This window comes from Roseivivax lentus (assembly GCF_900156805.1).
Classification (GTDB): domain Bacteria; phylum Pseudomonadota; class Alphaproteobacteria; order Rhodobacterales; family Rhodobacteraceae; genus Roseivivax; species Roseivivax lentus.
The window spans coordinates 450642-465566 of the sequence record NZ_FTOQ01000001.1 but is presented as its reverse complement, the minus strand read 5'-3'; the positions used below and the strand labels follow the sequence as shown (position 1 = coordinate 465566).

Here is a 14925-nt window from a genome sequence, read left to right as displayed (position 1 = left end):
ACGCATGCGGGGGCCTGCCTGCGCCGCCCCGGCCCTTCCCCGGCTTGACTTGCCCGCACCCGGTCGGCACTTACCGGGCACCAGGCAAAGAGGCAGGACATGGCAGACAAGGCCCGCTCGGGCGGCATACTCGACACGATCAAGACCGTCATCTACGCGCTGCTGATCGCGGGTATCTTCCGCACGCTCTTCTTCCAGCCGTTCTGGATCCCGTCGGGCTCGATGAAGGACACGCTGCTGATCGGCGATTTCCTGTTCGTCAACAAGATGGCCTACGGCTATTCCTACGCCTCCTGCCCCTCGGTGCGCATCCCGGCCATCGGCATCAATATCGACGCGAAGGACATCTGCGGCTGGGCCGATGGCGACAATACCCGCTTTCTGGGCGCCGAGCCCGCGCGCGGCGACATCGCGGTCTTCCGCCATCCCGTCAACGGCACCGATTTCATCAAGCGCGTGATCGGCCTGCCGGGCGATAGGGTGCAGGTCCGCGACGGGCGCGTCATCATCAACGACACCCCCGTCGAGGTCGCGCCCGACGGCCAGTTCGAGGAAGTGGCCGAACCGCAGGGCCCGCACGGCATCCGCCCGCGCTGCGCCAATGGCCCGGTCGGCGATGGCGGCACCTGTCTCAAGGAGAAGTTCGTCGAGACGCTGCCCGGCGGCACCAGCCATTCGATCCTGAACATCGGCAATCAGGGCGCCGACAACACGCCGGTCTACACCGTGCCCGAGGGGCATTACTTCTTCATGGGCGACAACCGCGACAATTCCTCGGACAGCCGCGTGCCGAGCGTCGCGGGCGGGGTGGGCTTCGTGCCCTACGAGAACCTCGTGGGGCGCGCGGACCGGGTGATCTTCTCCTCGGCGGGCAGCTCCATGCTGTTCTTCTGGACCTGGCGGGGGGATCGGTTCTTCGAGGCGCTGGAGTGAAACGGTCGGCCGAACTGGCCGAGCTCGAGACGCGGCTCGGCGTGCGGTTCCGGAACGTGGCGCTGTTGCGCGAGGCGCTGACCCATGCCTCGATGTCGGGGCCCAATCGCAGCGACAACCAGCGGCTTGAGTTTCTGGGCGACCGGGTTCTGGGTCTGGTGATGTCCGAGGCGCTGCTGGAGCGCGACCGCGCCGCCTCCGAAGGGCAGCTCGCCCCCCGCTACAACGCCCTGGTGCGCAAGGAGACCTGCGCGGACGTGGCGCGCGAGGCGGGCATCGGCGACGCGCTGAAGCTCGGCCGGTCGGAGCGGCTGTCGGGCGGGCGGCGCAAGATGGCGCTCTTGGGCGACGCGATGGAGGCGGTGATTGCGGCGGTCTATGTCGATCAGGGCTTCGAGATCGCCAAGGCCATGGTGCTGCGGCTCTGGGGCGCGCGGATCGACGGGGTGGAGAAGGACGCCCGCGACGCCAAGACCGCGCTGCAGGAATGGGCGCAGGCGCGCGGATTACCGCCCCCGGCCTATATCGAGACGGCCCGGTCCGGCCCGGATCACGCGCCGGTCTTCACCATCGAGGCGCGGCTGGAAAGCGGCGAGACGGCGGCCGCCGCGGCGGGCTCCAAGCGGCAGGCGGAGCAGAAGGCGGCGGAGGCGCTTTTGGCGGCGGTGGACCGGGCGCCGTCATGACCCGTCGAGGCCCCGGAGCAAGTCCGGGGCGCGGTGCGCGTTTGGCCAGACCTGCGTCAGTGCCGGACCGGGCTTGCCGTGCCCCGCACCCGATGCGGAGCCTCTGCAGCCCCCACGCGGACGGGATATCCAAGGCATGACCGACAACCTCCGCGGCGCTCTGTTCATGATCGCGGCCATGCTCGGCTTCGCCATCGAGGATGCGCTCTTCAAGACCGCGACGGCCACTGTCTCTCCCGGCCTCGGCACGCTGATCTTCGGTCTTACCGGGCTTGCGGCCTTCCTGATCTATACGCGCTGGACCGGGACGCCGCTTTGGTCGCCCACCTATCTGCAGCCGCGCCTCGCGATCCGGTCGGGCTTCGAAGTGATGGGACGGCTCTTTTTCGCGCTGAGCCTTGCCTACACGCCGCTGTCCACCACCTCGGCCATCCTGCAGGCGGCGCCGCTCGTGGTCACGCTCGGTGCGGCGCTGGTCCTCAAGGAGAGTGTCGGTCCGCGACGCTGGACGGCACTTCTTCTGGGGTTTGTCGGCGTGCTGATCATCCTGCGCCCCTCGGGCGCGGCCTTCGGGCCGGAGGCCGTGTTTCCGATCCTCGGCATGATCGGCTTTGCCTGCCGCGACCTTGCCACGCGCACGAGCCCGCCCGAAGTGACCGCCGGGCAGCTCGGTATTCTGGGCTTTGCCACCATCGTGATCGCGGGCCTCGTCATTCTCGCCTTCGAGCCGGGCCTGCCCGCCCCGCCCACAGCCACCGCCTGGGCCTGCCTCATGGGCACGGCCATCGCGGGCGTTGCGGGCTACGCCGCGCTGACGCAGGCGATGCGCACGGGGGAAGTGTCGGTCGTGGCGCCCTTCCGCTATTCCCGCCTTATCGTCGCGCTGATCTTCGCCTATGCCATCTTCGGCGAACGGCCAGATGCCGTCACGCTCGCGGGCGCGGCATTGATCGTCGCCACGGGCAGCTACACGCTCTGGCGCAGCGGAAAGGCTGGCTCTGGCCGGGAAACCGCGTTAAAGCCCCGATCTTGATCCCGCAAGGACACGACACATGACCACACGCGCAGGCTTCATCGCGCTGATCGGCGAACCCAATGCCGGCAAATCGACCCTCCTGAACCGCATGGTCGGGGCCAAGGTGTCGATCGTGACGCACAAGGTGCAGACCACCCGCGCGCGCATCCGCGGCGTGGCGATGGCGGGCGACGCGCAGCTTGTCTTCGTGGACACGCCGGGGCTCTTCAAGCCGCGCCGCAGGCTCGACCGTGCGATGGTCGCCGCCGCCTGGGGCGGGGCGGCCGATGCCGATATCGTCGTGCTGCTGATCGAGGCGCATCGCGGCATGACCGAGGGTGTGAAAGCCATCCTCGACCAGCTCGACACGGTGGGCCATGGCCGCCCGGTGGCGCTGGCCATCAACAAGATCGACCGGGTGAAGGCCGAGACGCTGCTGAAGCTCAGCGAGGAGACGAACGCACGCTTCTCCTTCGCCGAGACCTTCATGATCTCCGCCGAAAAGGGCTACGGCGTGGACGACCTGCGCGACTGGCTGGCCAAGACCCTGCCCGAGGGCCCGTGGCTCTATCCCGAGGACCAGATCGCCGATCTGCCCATGCGCATGATCGCCGCCGAGATGACCCGCGAGAAGCTGACCCTGCGCCTGCACCAGGAACTGCCCTACCAGCTCACCGTCGAGACCGAGAACTGGGAAGAGCGCAAGGACGGCTCCGCCCGCATCGATCAGGTCGTCTATGTCGCCCGCGACGGGCACAAGGGCATTCTGCTCGGCCACAAGGGCGAGACGATCAAGGCCGTCTCCAAGGCCGCGCGCGAGGAGCTGTCGGAATTCCTTGGCCGCAAGGTGCACCTGTTCCTGCAGGTGAAGGTGCGCGAGAAATGGCTCGAGGAGGCCGAGCGCTATTCCGAGATGGGCCTCGATTTCCGCGACGGCGATGGCTGAACCGCGTCTCACCGCGCGCTTCTGGGTCGATGCCTACCGGCGCCGGCTGGCGCTCCATGACATCCCCTGCTTCGTGGTGGCCCATGGCGACGACACGGCGGGGGCGGTCCTGGTGAAATGCGCCACGCTCGACGGGCGGGCCCGGGCCTTCACCCGGTCATTCGACCTGATGACCGGCGACCGGGTCTGGCAGGAGCTGGCGGCGGGCGACGAGCCCGAGGTGGACGCCTCGATCGCCAAGCAGCGCAGCTTCGACCCGGATCTCTGGGTCATCGAGGTCGAGGATCGGCAGGGGCGGCATTGTCTGGATGAGGACGGTCTCGGCTGAGCCAACCGCCGAGCGCCACGAGCCCGCGCCCGGCGACCCAGAATACCACGCCCAGCCCCAGAAGCCACAGCGCCACGCCGTCCCAGCCCTGCCGCGTCGGATCTACGAAGAAATAGGGATAGCGGTCCACGAAGGTCCCGCGCCAGAGCGCATAGGCCGCGTAGATCGCGGGCCAGAGCAGCCACCACGTCGCATGGGCGGGCCGCAAGGCCGCCTTGGGCGCGAAGGCCAGCCACCACAGCCCCACGAAAAGCGGCACGGCGGAATGCAGCATCTGGTCCGCCACCATGCGCAGGCCGGTCAGATCGCGCGCCAGAAGCCCGTGATAGACCGCGCCCACGATCAGCGCCCAGAGCGTGATCGCGCCGGTCCACGCGGCACTCGCCCGGCCCAGGGCCGCGACCCGCGTGTAGCGCAGAACCACCAGCAGCGTCGTCAGGATGGTGAAATAGCGCGCCATGCGCCACATCTCCTCGAGCGCGGTGCGGTCGGGCCGCCGTTCCAGCCCCACGTAAAGCTGCAGCAGGACCGCCAGCAGGGCGGTGGCGGCGATCAGGGCGGCGGTGATCCGGGCAAGACGTGTCATATGCGCCAATGTGCCAGCCTTGCGGCCAGCTTCAAGCGTCCCGATAGTCACGATATGGAATGGCGCGACACCGGAATCCTGCTGTCCACGCGGCGGCACGGCGAGACCTCGGCGATCCTCGAGGTCTTCACCGAAAGCCATGGCCGCCATGCGGGCGTGCTGCGCGGGGCGACGTCGCGCAAGATGGCGCCGCTCCTGCAGCCCGGGGCGGAACTGGACGTGGCTTGGCGCGCGCGGCTCGAGGATCATATCGGCACCTACAATGTGGAGCTGAAGCGCAGCCGCGCGGCGCAGGCCATGGCCGACCGGGTGACGCTGGCGGGGCTCAATGCGCTGGTGGCGATCCTCGGCTTCACCCTGCCCGAACGCGAGGCCCATCCCGACCTCTACACCCGCACCACGACCCTGCTCGAACTTCTGCGCGCCCCCGATCTCTGGCCGCTGGCCTATCTGCGCTGGGAGATGGCGCTTCTGGACGAGATGGGATTCGGCCTCGATCTGACGACCTGCGCGGCGACCGGCCGGGCCAATGACCTGAGCTATGTCTCGCCGCGGACGGGTCGGGCGGTGTCGCGCGCCGGCGCCGGCGACTGGGCGCCGCGGCTCCTGCCCCTGCCCCCGGTGATGCTGGGCGCGGGCGAGGGCGGCGATGCGGAGGTGCTGGAGGCGCTCGGCACGACCGGGCATTTCCTGTCTTCGCATCTTGCCGCATCGCTGGGCGACAAGCCCGTCCCGCCCGCCCGCGCGCTGTTCCTCGACCGGCTCGCCCGGCGTGCCCGTGCCGGGAACTGAAATCAAGCTTTCCGCCGCCTTCGGGCCGCGATAGGACTAGGTCCATGCGCTGGACCCTGCCCAATATCCTGACCCTGATCCGTCTTCTGGCGGCGCCCGGCGTTGCGGTCATGTTCCTCTATTTCTCCCGCCCCTTCGCGGATTGGTGCGCGCTGATCCTGTTTCTCGGGGCGGCCATCACCGACTGGTTCGACGGCTATCTCGCCCGCGCCTGGGGCGAGGAGACGAAGATGGGCGCGATGCTCGATCCCATTGCCGACAAGGCGATGGTGGTGATCGCGCTGATGGTGATCGTGGGCTATTCCTCGATGTCGCCCTGGCTCGTGCTGCCCGCGACGCTCATCCTCTTCCGCGAGGTCTTCGTCTCGGGCTTGCGGGAATATCTGGGGCATCTCTCGGGCACGCTGAAGGTCACGCGGCTTGCCAAGTGGAAGACGACGCTGCAGATGGTGGCCATCGCGGTGCTCTTCGCGCAAGGCATCTTCGAGCATTTCCTCGTGGTCTCGACCATCGGGATGGATGCGGCCATCATCGGCGATATCATGGCGGGCGAGATCGATGACGATCTGGGCCTCGGCTGGAAACGCATCGGCATGGTCTGGACCGGCAATGCGGGCATCATGCTCTTGTGGGTCGCGGCGCTGCTGACCGCGATCACCGGCTGGGACTATTTCGCCAAGGCCCGCCCCTACCTGACGGAGGATCGCTGATGGATGTGCTGTATTTCGCCTGGGTCCGGGAACGGATCGGCCACCCGAAGGACCGGATCGAGACCGAGGCCGCGACGGTGAACGAGCTTGTCGCGGAACTCCGCGCGCGCGAGGACCGCTATGCCGCGGCCTTCGCCGACCTCTCGGCGCTGCGCGTCGCGGTGGACCAGGAACTGACCGATTTCGACGCGCCGCTTGCGGGCGCGCGCGAAGTGGCGTTCTTCCCGCCGATGACGGGCGGCTGATGCGCGTCGTCGTCCAAGAAGCCCCCTTCGATTTCGGCGCCGAGGCCGAGGCCTTCGCGTCGGGCCGCAGCGATCTCGGCGCGGTCGTGACCTTCACCGGCGTGGTGCGCGATACCGGCGATGCGGCGCGCGACCGCATGGAGATCGAGCATTACCCCGGCATGACCGAAAAGGCGCTCGCAAAGATCGCCGAGGAGGCGCGGACGCGCTGGTCGCTGGGCGACGTGCTGGTGATCCACCGTTACGGCGCGCTCACGCCCGGCGAGAAGATCATGATGGTCGCCACCGCCGCCCGGCACCGCAAGGATGCGTTTGAGGCCGCCGAATACCTGATGGATTACCTCAAGTCCCGCGCGCCCTTCTGGAAGAAGGAATTCAGCGGCACGGACACCCAATGGGTTGCCGCCCGCGACGAGGACGAGGACGCGCTGAAGCGCTGGTAAGAGCCTCGGGCAAACCGCGCGGCCCGCTGCGCCTCACCAATCGCCGCCCCCCGCCATCACAGGCACGCCAGAAACGGCGCGCCGTCGTTTCGACCCGGGGGGTCCCGTAAGCGCCGCCCGCGCGAGCGGTCAGGCAAGGCGCATCCGCCCCTTGCCCTTCACCTTTCCGAAAAAACGCGAAAAATCCGGATATGGCGGCCAAAGGCCGCCAGTGACAAGACATGCCGCGCAAGGCTGCAAGCCTTGCGCGACCGCCGGATGGGACTCTCAGGCAGCAACGAACAGCCCTTCGGATTTCGCCTGCGCCATCGCCTCGTCGAGGCTCTTCCAGGCCCGCGCGATCAGCACGTCGACCTCGTCCTTCGAGATCACCAGCGGCGGCGAGATGATCATCCGGTCGCCCACATGCCGCATCACGAGGTTGTTGGCGAAGCACCGCTCGCGCGTCATCAGGCCGATCTGGCCCTCCTCGCCGCGGAAGGCCGCGCGGCGTGCCTTGTCCGGCGTCAGCGCGATGGAGCCCATCATGCCGACGATGCTGGCCTCGCCCACCATCGGATGCTCGGTCAGGCTCTCGAACTTCTCCTTGAGGTAGGGCCCGATCTCCTCGCGCACGCGGGTGATGATGCCCTCCTCGTCGAGGATGCGCAGGTTCTCGAGCGCGACCGCCGCCGCCACCGGATGGCCGGAATAGGTGTAGCCGTGATTGAATTCGGCATCGCCGATGACCCGCGCGATCTCGGAGGACACGATGGAGCCGCCGATCGGCAGATAGCCCGAGGACAGGCCCTTCGCGATGGTCATGATGTCGGGCTGGATCCCGAGGGTCTGGGAGCCGAACCAGTTGCCGGTGCGCCCGAAACCGCAGATCACCTCGTCGGCGATCAGCAGGATGCCGTATTCGCGCACGATGCGCATGACCTCGGGCCAGTAGCTTTCGGGCGGGACGATCACGCCGCCGGCCCCCTGCAGGGGTTCGGCGATGAAGGCCGCGACATTCTCGGGGCCCAGTTCCTGGATCTTCGCCTCGAGCTGTTTTGCCCGCTCGAGACCGAATTCCTCGGGCGAGAGATCGCCGCCCTCGGCCCACCAGTTGGGCTGGTCGATATGGTGGATGTCGGGGATCGGCATGCCGCCCTGGGCGTGCATGCCCTTCATGCCGCCGAGGCTGCCCGACCCCACCGAGGAGCCGTGATAGGCGTTCCAGCGCGAGATCACCGCCTTGCGCGCGGGCTGGCCCTTCAACTCCCAATAGGTGCGGACCATGCGCAGGTTGGTGTCGTTGGCCTCGGATCCCGAGCCGGCGAAGAAGACATGGTTGAGATCGCCCGGCGCCAGCTCCGCCAGCCGTGCGGCCAGCTGGATCGCGGGGGCGTGGCTGGTCTGGAAGAAGGTGTTGTAGAAGGGCAGCTCCGACATCTGGCGGGTGGCCGCGTCGACAAGCTCCTGCCGCCCGTAGCCGAGGTTCACGCACCAGAGCCCGGCCATGCCGTCGAGGATGCGGTTGCCCTCCGAATCGGTGAGCCAGCAACCCTCGGCGCGGGTGATGATCCGCGCGCCCTTGGCGCCGAGCGCAGCGCCGTGGGTGAAGGGGTGCATGTGATGCGCGGCGTCCAGCGCCTGCAGATCGGCCGTGGGCAGCGGGTTGGAAATCTGGGCCATGAAAGGACCTTTCGAGATGTGCGGATGAGGATCGGGCGCTTGGCTCAGAAATATGATCAAATTATGCGCAGGTCAATGCGCGGCCTTGTCGAGCGGCTGCCTGCGACTGCGCTTCGGCCCGTCATGAGGACCGCGTCGTGGGCGCCTCACAAGGAGCGTGCCGCCGGCACATCACGAGGACCGCGCCGCTGGCGCATCAGGAGGACCTCGCCGCTGGCGCGAGGCCCAGCGCGATCTGCTCCATCCCCTGCCGCACATCCTCGGCCATGGCATCGGCCGCCGCCTCTGCCGCCCCCTCCCCGAGCGCGGCCAGCAAGTCCTTGTGACGATCCGGAAGCCCCTGTGTGCCGAGCCGCCCGCAGACCACCCGCAGCGACGGGCCGAAGCGCAGCCAGAGCCCGTCGACGAGCCCGGTCAGGATCGGCGCATCCGCATGGCCGTTCAGCAGGGCATGGAAATGATGATTGCCGGTCAGGTAGCCGGTGATATCGCCCGCCGCGATCGCCGCATCGAGGGCCGAATCGGCCTCCGCCAGCGTGGCGATCCCGTCCGCGTCGATGCGCAGCGCGGCGCGGCGCGCCAGTTCCGGCTCGAGCGCGAGCCGCGCGAGTGTCAGCTCCTCCACCGCGCGCGCGTCGAGGACCGGCACCGCGATCCGCCGGTTACCCTGGAAATCGAGCGCGCCTTCGGCCGTCAGCCGCCGCAGCGCCTCGCGCACGGGCGTCATGCCCGCCTCCAGCGTCTCGGTCAGCCCCTGGATCGTCACCGGCTGCCCCGGCGCCAGCGCGCCGAAGAGAATCATGTCGCGCAATTGCCGGTAGACCCGCTCATGGGCCGGCAATCCCGCCGCCTCGGGCTCCGCATCGCGCGACAATTGCGCAGTAAATCGGCTCATGCCGCTTCCTCCTCACCGCCATTCACGACCCGTCTTGCACCTGCCCCGGAGCCGTGGAAGCATCGCGATATTGCCAGCATCGGCAATTTTTGATCAAATTCAAGGATCGGGGAGCAACGACTCCCAGGAACCTTCAGGGAGTTGACAGAATGACAAGCAAGACACTCGGCAGCGTCGCGGTCCTCGCGCTCATTGCCGGCGCGGCCAGCGCGCAGGAAGTGCGCGTCTACAACTGGTCCGACTATATCGACGAAGCGCTGCTGACCCAGTTCGAGGAAGAGACCGGGATCGACCTGATCTACGATGTCTTCGATTCGAACGAGGTGCTCGAGACGAAGATGCTCGCGGGCTCGTCGGGCTATGATGTGGTGGTGCCCACCGGCACCTTCCTGCAGCGGCAGATCGAGGCGGGCGCGTTCCGGAAGCTCGACAAGTCGCAGCTGCCCAATCTCGACAACATGTGGGACGTGGTCTCCAGCCGGACAGCGCAATACGACCCGGACAATGCCTATTCGATCAACTACATGTGGGGCACGACCGGTATCGGCGTGAACGTCGGCAAGGTCACCGAGATCCTCGGCGAGGACGCGCCGATCTCGTCCTGGGACCTCGTCTTCGATCCGGCGAACATGGAAAAGCTCGCCGAATGCGGCGTGCATTTCCTCGATGCGCCCGCCGAGATGATCCCCGCCGCGCTGAACTATATCGGCGAGGACCCCGACAGCCACGATCCGGACGTGATCGCCAAGGCCGGCGAGGTGTTCGAGCCGATCCGCCCCTACATCCAGAAGTTCCATTCCTCGGAATACATCAACGCGCTGGCCAATGGCGACATCTGCGTGGCGGTCGGCTGGTCCGGCGACATCCTGCAGGCGCGCGACCGGGCGGCGGAGGCCGATAACGGCGTCGTGATCGCCTATAACGCCCCCGACGAGGGCGCGCAGATGTGGTTCGACCAGATGGCCATCCCAGTGGACGCGCCGAATCCCGAGGCCGCGCATACCTTCCTGAACTTCATCATGGATGCCGAGAACATGGCGGCGGCGTCGAACTACGTCTATTACGCCAATGGCAACGAGGCCTCGCAGGAGTTCCTGGTCGAGGACGTGATCGGCGATCCGGCGATCTATCCGACGCCCGCGGCGCTCGAGAACCTCTTCACCACGACGCCCTATCCGCCGCGCGTGCAGCGGACGGTGACGCGGCTCTGGACCGAGATCAAATCGGGCGTCTGACGCCCTGACCTTCGGCCCGCGCCCCGGCGCGGGCCGATTTCATCCGCCCTTCCCCGACTGGATGCGACCATGAGCCAGACCGTCTTCGCCCCCTGGAACGACCCGGACGAGACCCCGCTGATCCGGTTCAAGGGGGTCACCAAGCGTTTCGGCGGTTTCACCGCGATCGACGACCTGACGCTCGACATCTATGCCCGGGAATTCTTCGCCCTGCTGGGGCCCTCGGGCTGCGGCAAGACCACGCTGATGCGGATGCTGGCGGGGTTCGAGAACGCCACCGAAGGCACGATCGAGCTTTCGGGCCAGAACATCGCGCCCATTCCGCCCAACAAGCGCGCGGTGAACATGATGTTCCAAAGCTACGCGCTGTTCCCGCACCTGTCGGTCTGGGAAAACATCGCCTTCGGGCTGAAGCGCGAGAGCACCGACAAGGAGGCCATCTCGGCCAGGGTCGAGGAAATGCTGCGCCTCACGCGGCTCACGAAATTCGCCAAGCGCAAACCGCACCAGATCTCGGGCGGCCAGCGGCAGCGCGTGGCGCTCGCGCGCAGCCTCGCCAAGGCGCCGAAGCTGCTGCTGCTCGACGAACCGCTCGGCGCGCTCGACAAGAAGCTGCGCGAGGAGACCCAGTTCGAGCTGATGGATATCCAGGAAAAGACCGGCACCACCTTCGTGATCGTCACCCACGACCAGGAAGAAGCGATGACCGTCGCCTCCCGCGTGGCGGTGATGGACGAGGGGCGCCTCGTGCAGGTCGACACGCCGGACGTGATCTACGAGGCGCCGAATTCGGTCTACGTGGCCGATTTCATCGGCGACGTGAACATCATCGAGGGCCATGCCACACCCGAGGGCGAGCGCGCGCGCATCGACTGGGCCGAGGGCCAGCCGCCGATCTGGGGCACGCCCCGGGGCGCTGCGGGCACCGGCAGTGGCGCGGGCAAGGTCGCCTTCGCCATCCGTCCCGAAAAGGTCGCCATCGCCAAGGAGAAACCCGAGGGCCGGCGCAACCTGCTGGAAGGCCAGGTGATCGACATCGCCTATCTGGGCAATTCCTCGACCTATCACGTGAAGATCGCCGATGGCCGCATCTTCAAGGCGCAGACCGCCAACACCCGGCGCCTGGTCAATCGCGACATCACCTGGGAAGATCGCGTCTGGCTGTCCTTCACCGAAACCGCCGGCGTGATCCTGGAGGGCTGAGGCATGCGCAAGGCCTTCCTCATCGCGGTGCCTTACCTGTGGCTTCTGCTGCTGTTCCTGGTGCCGTTCCTGATCGTGCTGAAGATCTCGCTGTCGGATATCGCGCTGGCGATCCCACCCTACACGCCGACGCTCGATGTGTCGGCGGGCTGGCAGGGTATCCGGGAATTCTTCGCGGCGCTCGATTTCGAGAATTACGTCTTCCTGACCACCGACGATCTTTACTGGAAGGCCTATCTGTCCTCGCTGCAGATCGCCGGCGTCTCGACACTGATCACCCTCGCGGTGGGCTATCCCATCGCCTATGCGATGGCGCGCGCGGCGCCCGAATGGCGGCCCACGCTCCTGATGCTGGTGATCCTGCCGTTCTGGACCTCGTTCCTGATCCGGGTCTATTCGTGGATGGGGATCCTGTCTTCCGAGGGCGTGCTGAACCAGCTGCTGATGGGGCTCGGGCTGATCTCGGAACCCCTGCAGATCCTGTCGACGAACATCGCGGTCTATATCGGCATCGTCTATACCTACCTGCCCTTCATGATCCTGCCGATCTACGCGGCGCTGGAGAAGATGGACGAATCGCTGCTCGAGGCGGCGGAGGATCTCGGTTGCTCGCGCCTCTCGGCCTTCTGGCTGGTGACCGTGCCGCTGTCGAAAAGCGGCATCATCGCGGGCTGTTTCCTGGTCTTCATCCCGGCCATCGGCGAGTTTGTGATCCCGTCGCTTCTGGGCGGATCGAACACGCTGATGATCGGCAAGGTGCTGTGGGAGGAGTTCTTCTCCAATCGCGACTGGCCGGTGGCCTCGGCGGTGGCGATCATCCTGCTCCTGATCCTGATCGTGCCGATCGTGCTGTTCCAGCGCAACGAGCAGAAGGCACGGGAGGCGGAAGGATGAGGGGGGCGAAATCACACGGTGATTTCGGGGGCGATTTCGACGCGAAATCGCGGCCCGTCCGGACCGCAGCGCGCGCGTCGACCATTGCGCCGCGGAGCGCTCGGCCGGGGCGGGCATCCGCGCCGTGCGCGCCCCAAAGCGTCGCGCCGGGCCGCAAATCCGCGTCGGATTTGGCGGCGAAATCCTCGCGGGATTTCGCGGAGGCGGCCCGATGAAGCGCTTCTCCTGGTTCAACGCGACATCGCTCACCTTGGGCTTTGCCTTCCTCTACCTGCCGATGATCATCCTTGTGATCTACAGCTTCAACGAATCGAAACTGGTGACCGTCTGGGCCGGTTTCTCGACCAAGTGGTATGGTGAGCTCTTCCGCGATCAGGAATTCCTCGATGCCGCCTGGGTCACGCTGCAGGTGGCGGTGTTCTCGTCGACCATCGCGACGGTGCTCGGCACCATGGCCGCGACGGTCCTCGTCCGCGCGGGCCGCTTTGCCGGGCGCACGCTCTTCTCCGGCATGATCTACGCGCCGCTCGTCATGCCCGAGGTCATCACCGGCCTGTCGCTGCTGCTTCTCTTCATCGGCATCGGGCTCGACCGCGGCATCTTCACCATCGTGCTGGCGCATACGACCTTCGCGATGTGCTACGTCTCGGTGGTGGTCTCTTCGCGGCTCACGAGCTTCGATCAGGCGCTCGAGGAAGCAGCACTCGACCTCGGCTGCACGCCCTTCCAGGCCTTTCGCCTCGTGACCCTGCCGATCATCGCGCCCGCCGTGATCTCGGGCTGGCTTCTGGCCTTCACGCTGTCGCTCGACGACCTCGTGATCGCGAGCTTCACCACCGGCCCCTCGGCCACGACGCTGCCGATCAAGATCTTCTCCGCCGTGCGCCTCGGCGTCAGCCCCGAGATCAACGCGCTTTCGACCCTGATGATCGGCATCGTCACGATCGGGGTCATCACCGCCTCGCTGATCTCCAAACGCGCCGCGGTCGCGCAGGCCCGGGACGAACGCGCCGCGGCGCGCACCGCCTGATGCACCGCCTCTACGAGGCGGCGGCCTATGCCACGCCCGAACGCTGCTACTGGAACGAGGGCGCCCCGCCGCCGGACTGGCCCCGGCTCACCGGGGCGCAGCGCGCGGATGTGGCGATCATCGGCGGCGGCTATACCGGCCTCGCCGCCGCGCTGGAACTTGCCGAAGCGGGCGCGCGCGTGACTCTTCTGGAGGCGGAGGCGCCCGGCTGGGGCGCGTCGGGGCGCAATGGCGGCTTCTGCTGCCTCGGCGGCGCCAAGGCGAGCGCGGGTCAACTGCGCCGCCGCTTCGGCGCCGAGGGCCTCGCCGAATGGCGCGCCACCGAAATCGCCGCGATCGACACCGTGGCCCGCCGCCTGGCCCGGCACGGTATCGACGCGGAGACCCATTCGGAGGGCGAGACCCTTCTGGCCCACACGCCGCGCATCGCGCGGGGTTTCGAGGCCGCCGCGCGCGACATCGAGGACGCCTACGGGGTCACGCCCCGGCTCACCCCCGCCCATGCGCTGCGGCAGGAGGGGTTCGGCGGCACCTTCCACGGCGCGCTCACCACACCCTTGGGGTTCGCGCTGCATCCGAGGCGCTACCATGACGGCCTCGCCCGCGCCGCGATGACCGCCGGTGTGCGCTGCCATGCGCGAAGCCCGGTCACCGCGCTGCGCCGCGCTGCGGGCGGCTGGCAGCTGACGACACCGGAGGGCACGGTCGCGGCGCCCGAGGTGCTGATCGCCACCAACGGCTACAGCAGCGAGGACCTGCCCGACTGGCTGCGCGCGCGCACGCTGCCGGTGCAATCCTCGATCATCGTGACCCGGCCCCTCAGCGACGAAGAGGCCGCGCGGCAGGGCTGGACCACCCGCCAGATGGCCTATGACAGCCGCCTGCTGCTGCATTATTTCCGGCGCTTGCCCGATAACCGCTTTCTCTTCGGCATGCGTGGCGGGCTGACCGCGCGGCCCCGGGCGCAAGCGGCGATCTCGAAACGCATACGGCGCGACTTCGCGGCCATGTTTCCGGAATGGCGCGGGGTGGAGATCACCCATGAATGGTCGGGGCTCGTCTGCCTCCTGCGCGGGCTCACGCCCTTCGTGGGCGCCGTGCCCGATCAGCCGGGCCTCTTCGCCGCCCTGGGCTATCACGGCAACGGCGTGGCGATGGCGAGCCATGCGGGCACGCTTGCCGCCGGGCTCATCCTGAACCGGGGGCCCGATATTCCCGCCGCGATGCGCAGGCCCCCGGGGCGGTTCCCGTTCGGCCGCTTTCGCAGGCTCGCATTGGCGCCCGCCTATCTCACCGCCGAGGCGCTCGATCTTTAGGTGCCG

17 protein-coding genes are annotated in these 14925 nt (G+C 67.7%); 14 read left to right on the top strand and 3 right to left on the bottom strand.

Annotated elements, in window-relative coordinates; all coding sequences use genetic code 11:
• The first annotated feature begins 99 nt into the window (after positions 1-99).
• The 5 genes from lepB to BW990_RS02145 all read left to right on the top strand — a co-directional run bounded on the left by lepB (position 100) and on the right by BW990_RS02145 (position 3908).
• Positions 100-933: a signal peptidase I gene (lepB, locus tag BW990_RS02165; RefSeq protein WP_076444525.1), complete on the top strand. Its 834-nt coding sequence runs from the start codon at positions 100-102 to the stop codon at positions 931-933.
• Positions 930-1619 carry a ribonuclease III gene (rnc, locus tag BW990_RS02160; protein ID WP_076444523.1) on the top strand — a complete coding sequence of 230 codons (690 nt, stop codon included), beginning with the start codon at positions 930-932 and terminating at the stop codon, positions 1617-1619. The genes lepB and rnc overlap by 4 nt, the downstream gene beginning before the upstream one ends.
• A 136-nt stretch (positions 1620-1755) precedes the next feature.
• Positions 1756-2652, top strand: coding sequence for a DMT family transporter (locus tag BW990_RS02155; protein ID WP_076444521.1), 897 nt, complete (start codon positions 1756-1758; stop codon positions 2650-2652).
• Positions 2653-2671: 19 nt separating this feature from the next.
• The gene (era, locus tag BW990_RS02150) at positions 2672-3580 is read left to right on the top strand and encodes a GTPase Era (RefSeq protein ID WP_076444519.1); all 909 of its coding nucleotides are present in this window, start codon (positions 2672-2674) and stop codon (positions 3578-3580) included.
• The gene (locus BW990_RS02145; RefSeq protein WP_076444517.1) at positions 3573-3908 is read left to right on the top strand and encodes a DUF1491 family protein; all 336 of its coding nucleotides are present in this window, start codon (positions 3573-3575) and stop codon (positions 3906-3908) included. Before era ends, BW990_RS02145 begins: the two co-directional genes overlap by 8 nt.
• Here BW990_RS02145 and BW990_RS02140 read toward each other — a convergent pair.
• Positions 3850-4494, bottom strand: coding sequence for a Pr6Pr family membrane protein (locus tag BW990_RS02140; RefSeq protein WP_143526040.1), 645 nt, complete (start codon positions 4492-4494; stop codon positions 3850-3852). The genes BW990_RS02145 and BW990_RS02140 overlap by 59 nt on opposite strands.
• A 54-nt stretch (positions 4495-4548) precedes the next feature.
• On the opposite strand from BW990_RS02140, the gene recO reads away from it, so the two are divergent.
• Genes recO through BW990_RS02120 form a run of 4 tightly spaced genes read left to right on the top strand, consistent with a single transcriptional unit; the run spans position 4549 to position 6684 of the window.
• Positions 4549-5286 carry a DNA repair protein RecO gene (gene recO / locus BW990_RS02135; RefSeq protein ID WP_076445116.1) on the top strand — a complete coding sequence of 246 codons (738 nt, stop codon included), beginning with the start codon at positions 4549-4551 and terminating at the stop codon, positions 5284-5286.
• A gap of 44 nt (positions 5287-5330) precedes the next feature.
• A complete protein-coding gene (pgsA, locus tag BW990_RS02130; protein ID WP_076444513.1) occupies positions 5331-5996 on the top strand; it encodes a CDP-diacylglycerol--glycerol-3-phosphate 3-phosphatidyltransferase in 666 nt (221 codons plus the stop codon).
• Positions 5996-6241, top strand: coding sequence for a molybdopterin converting factor subunit 1 (gene moaD / locus BW990_RS02125; protein WP_076444511.1), 246 nt, complete (start codon positions 5996-5998; stop codon positions 6239-6241). Before pgsA ends, moaD begins: the two co-directional genes overlap by 1 nt.
• Complete coding sequence (locus tag BW990_RS02120; protein WP_076444509.1) at positions 6241-6684, top strand: molybdenum cofactor biosynthesis protein MoaE; 444 nt, start codon at positions 6241-6243, stop codon at positions 6682-6684. The genes moaD and BW990_RS02120 overlap by 1 nt, the downstream gene beginning before the upstream one ends.
• A 267-nt stretch (positions 6685-6951) precedes the next feature.
• Here BW990_RS02120 and BW990_RS02115 read toward each other — a convergent pair whose 3' ends face one another.
• A complete protein-coding gene (locus tag BW990_RS02115) occupies positions 6952-8346 on the bottom strand; it encodes an aspartate aminotransferase family protein (RefSeq protein WP_076444507.1) in 1395 nt (464 codons plus the stop codon).
• Between the two features lie 196 nt (positions 8347-8542).
• On the bottom strand, positions 8543-9241 hold the full coding sequence (locus BW990_RS02110; protein WP_076444505.1) for a GntR family transcriptional regulator: 699 nt from the start codon (positions 9239-9241) through the stop codon (positions 8543-8545).
• A gap of 149 nt (positions 9242-9390) precedes the next feature.
• Here BW990_RS02110 and BW990_RS02105 point away from each other — a divergent pair, with 149 nt between their 5' ends.
• From BW990_RS02105 to BW990_RS02085, 5 genes are all read left to right on the top strand, one after another.
• The gene (locus BW990_RS02105; RefSeq protein ID WP_076444503.1) at positions 9391-10476 is read left to right on the top strand and encodes a polyamine ABC transporter substrate-binding protein; all 1086 of its coding nucleotides are present in this window, start codon (positions 9391-9393) and stop codon (positions 10474-10476) included.
• 69 nt (positions 10477-10545) lie between these two features.
• Complete coding sequence (locus tag BW990_RS02100) at positions 10546-11679, top strand: ABC transporter ATP-binding protein (RefSeq protein WP_076444501.1); 1134 nt, start codon at positions 10546-10548, stop codon at positions 11677-11679.
• 3 nt (positions 11680-11682) lie between these two features.
• Positions 11683-12573, top strand: coding sequence for an ABC transporter permease subunit (locus BW990_RS02095; protein ID WP_076444499.1), 891 nt, complete (start codon positions 11683-11685; stop codon positions 12571-12573).
• Positions 12574-12784: 211 nt separating this feature from the next.
• A complete protein-coding gene (locus tag BW990_RS02090; RefSeq protein WP_076444497.1) occupies positions 12785-13603 on the top strand; it encodes an ABC transporter permease in 819 nt (272 codons plus the stop codon).
• On the top strand, positions 13603-14919 hold the full coding sequence (locus BW990_RS02085; RefSeq protein ID WP_076444495.1) for an NAD(P)/FAD-dependent oxidoreductase: 1317 nt from the start codon (positions 13603-13605) through the stop codon (positions 14917-14919). The genes BW990_RS02090 and BW990_RS02085 overlap by 1 nt, the downstream gene beginning before the upstream one ends.
• The last annotated feature ends 6 nt before the right edge of the window (positions 14920-14925 follow it).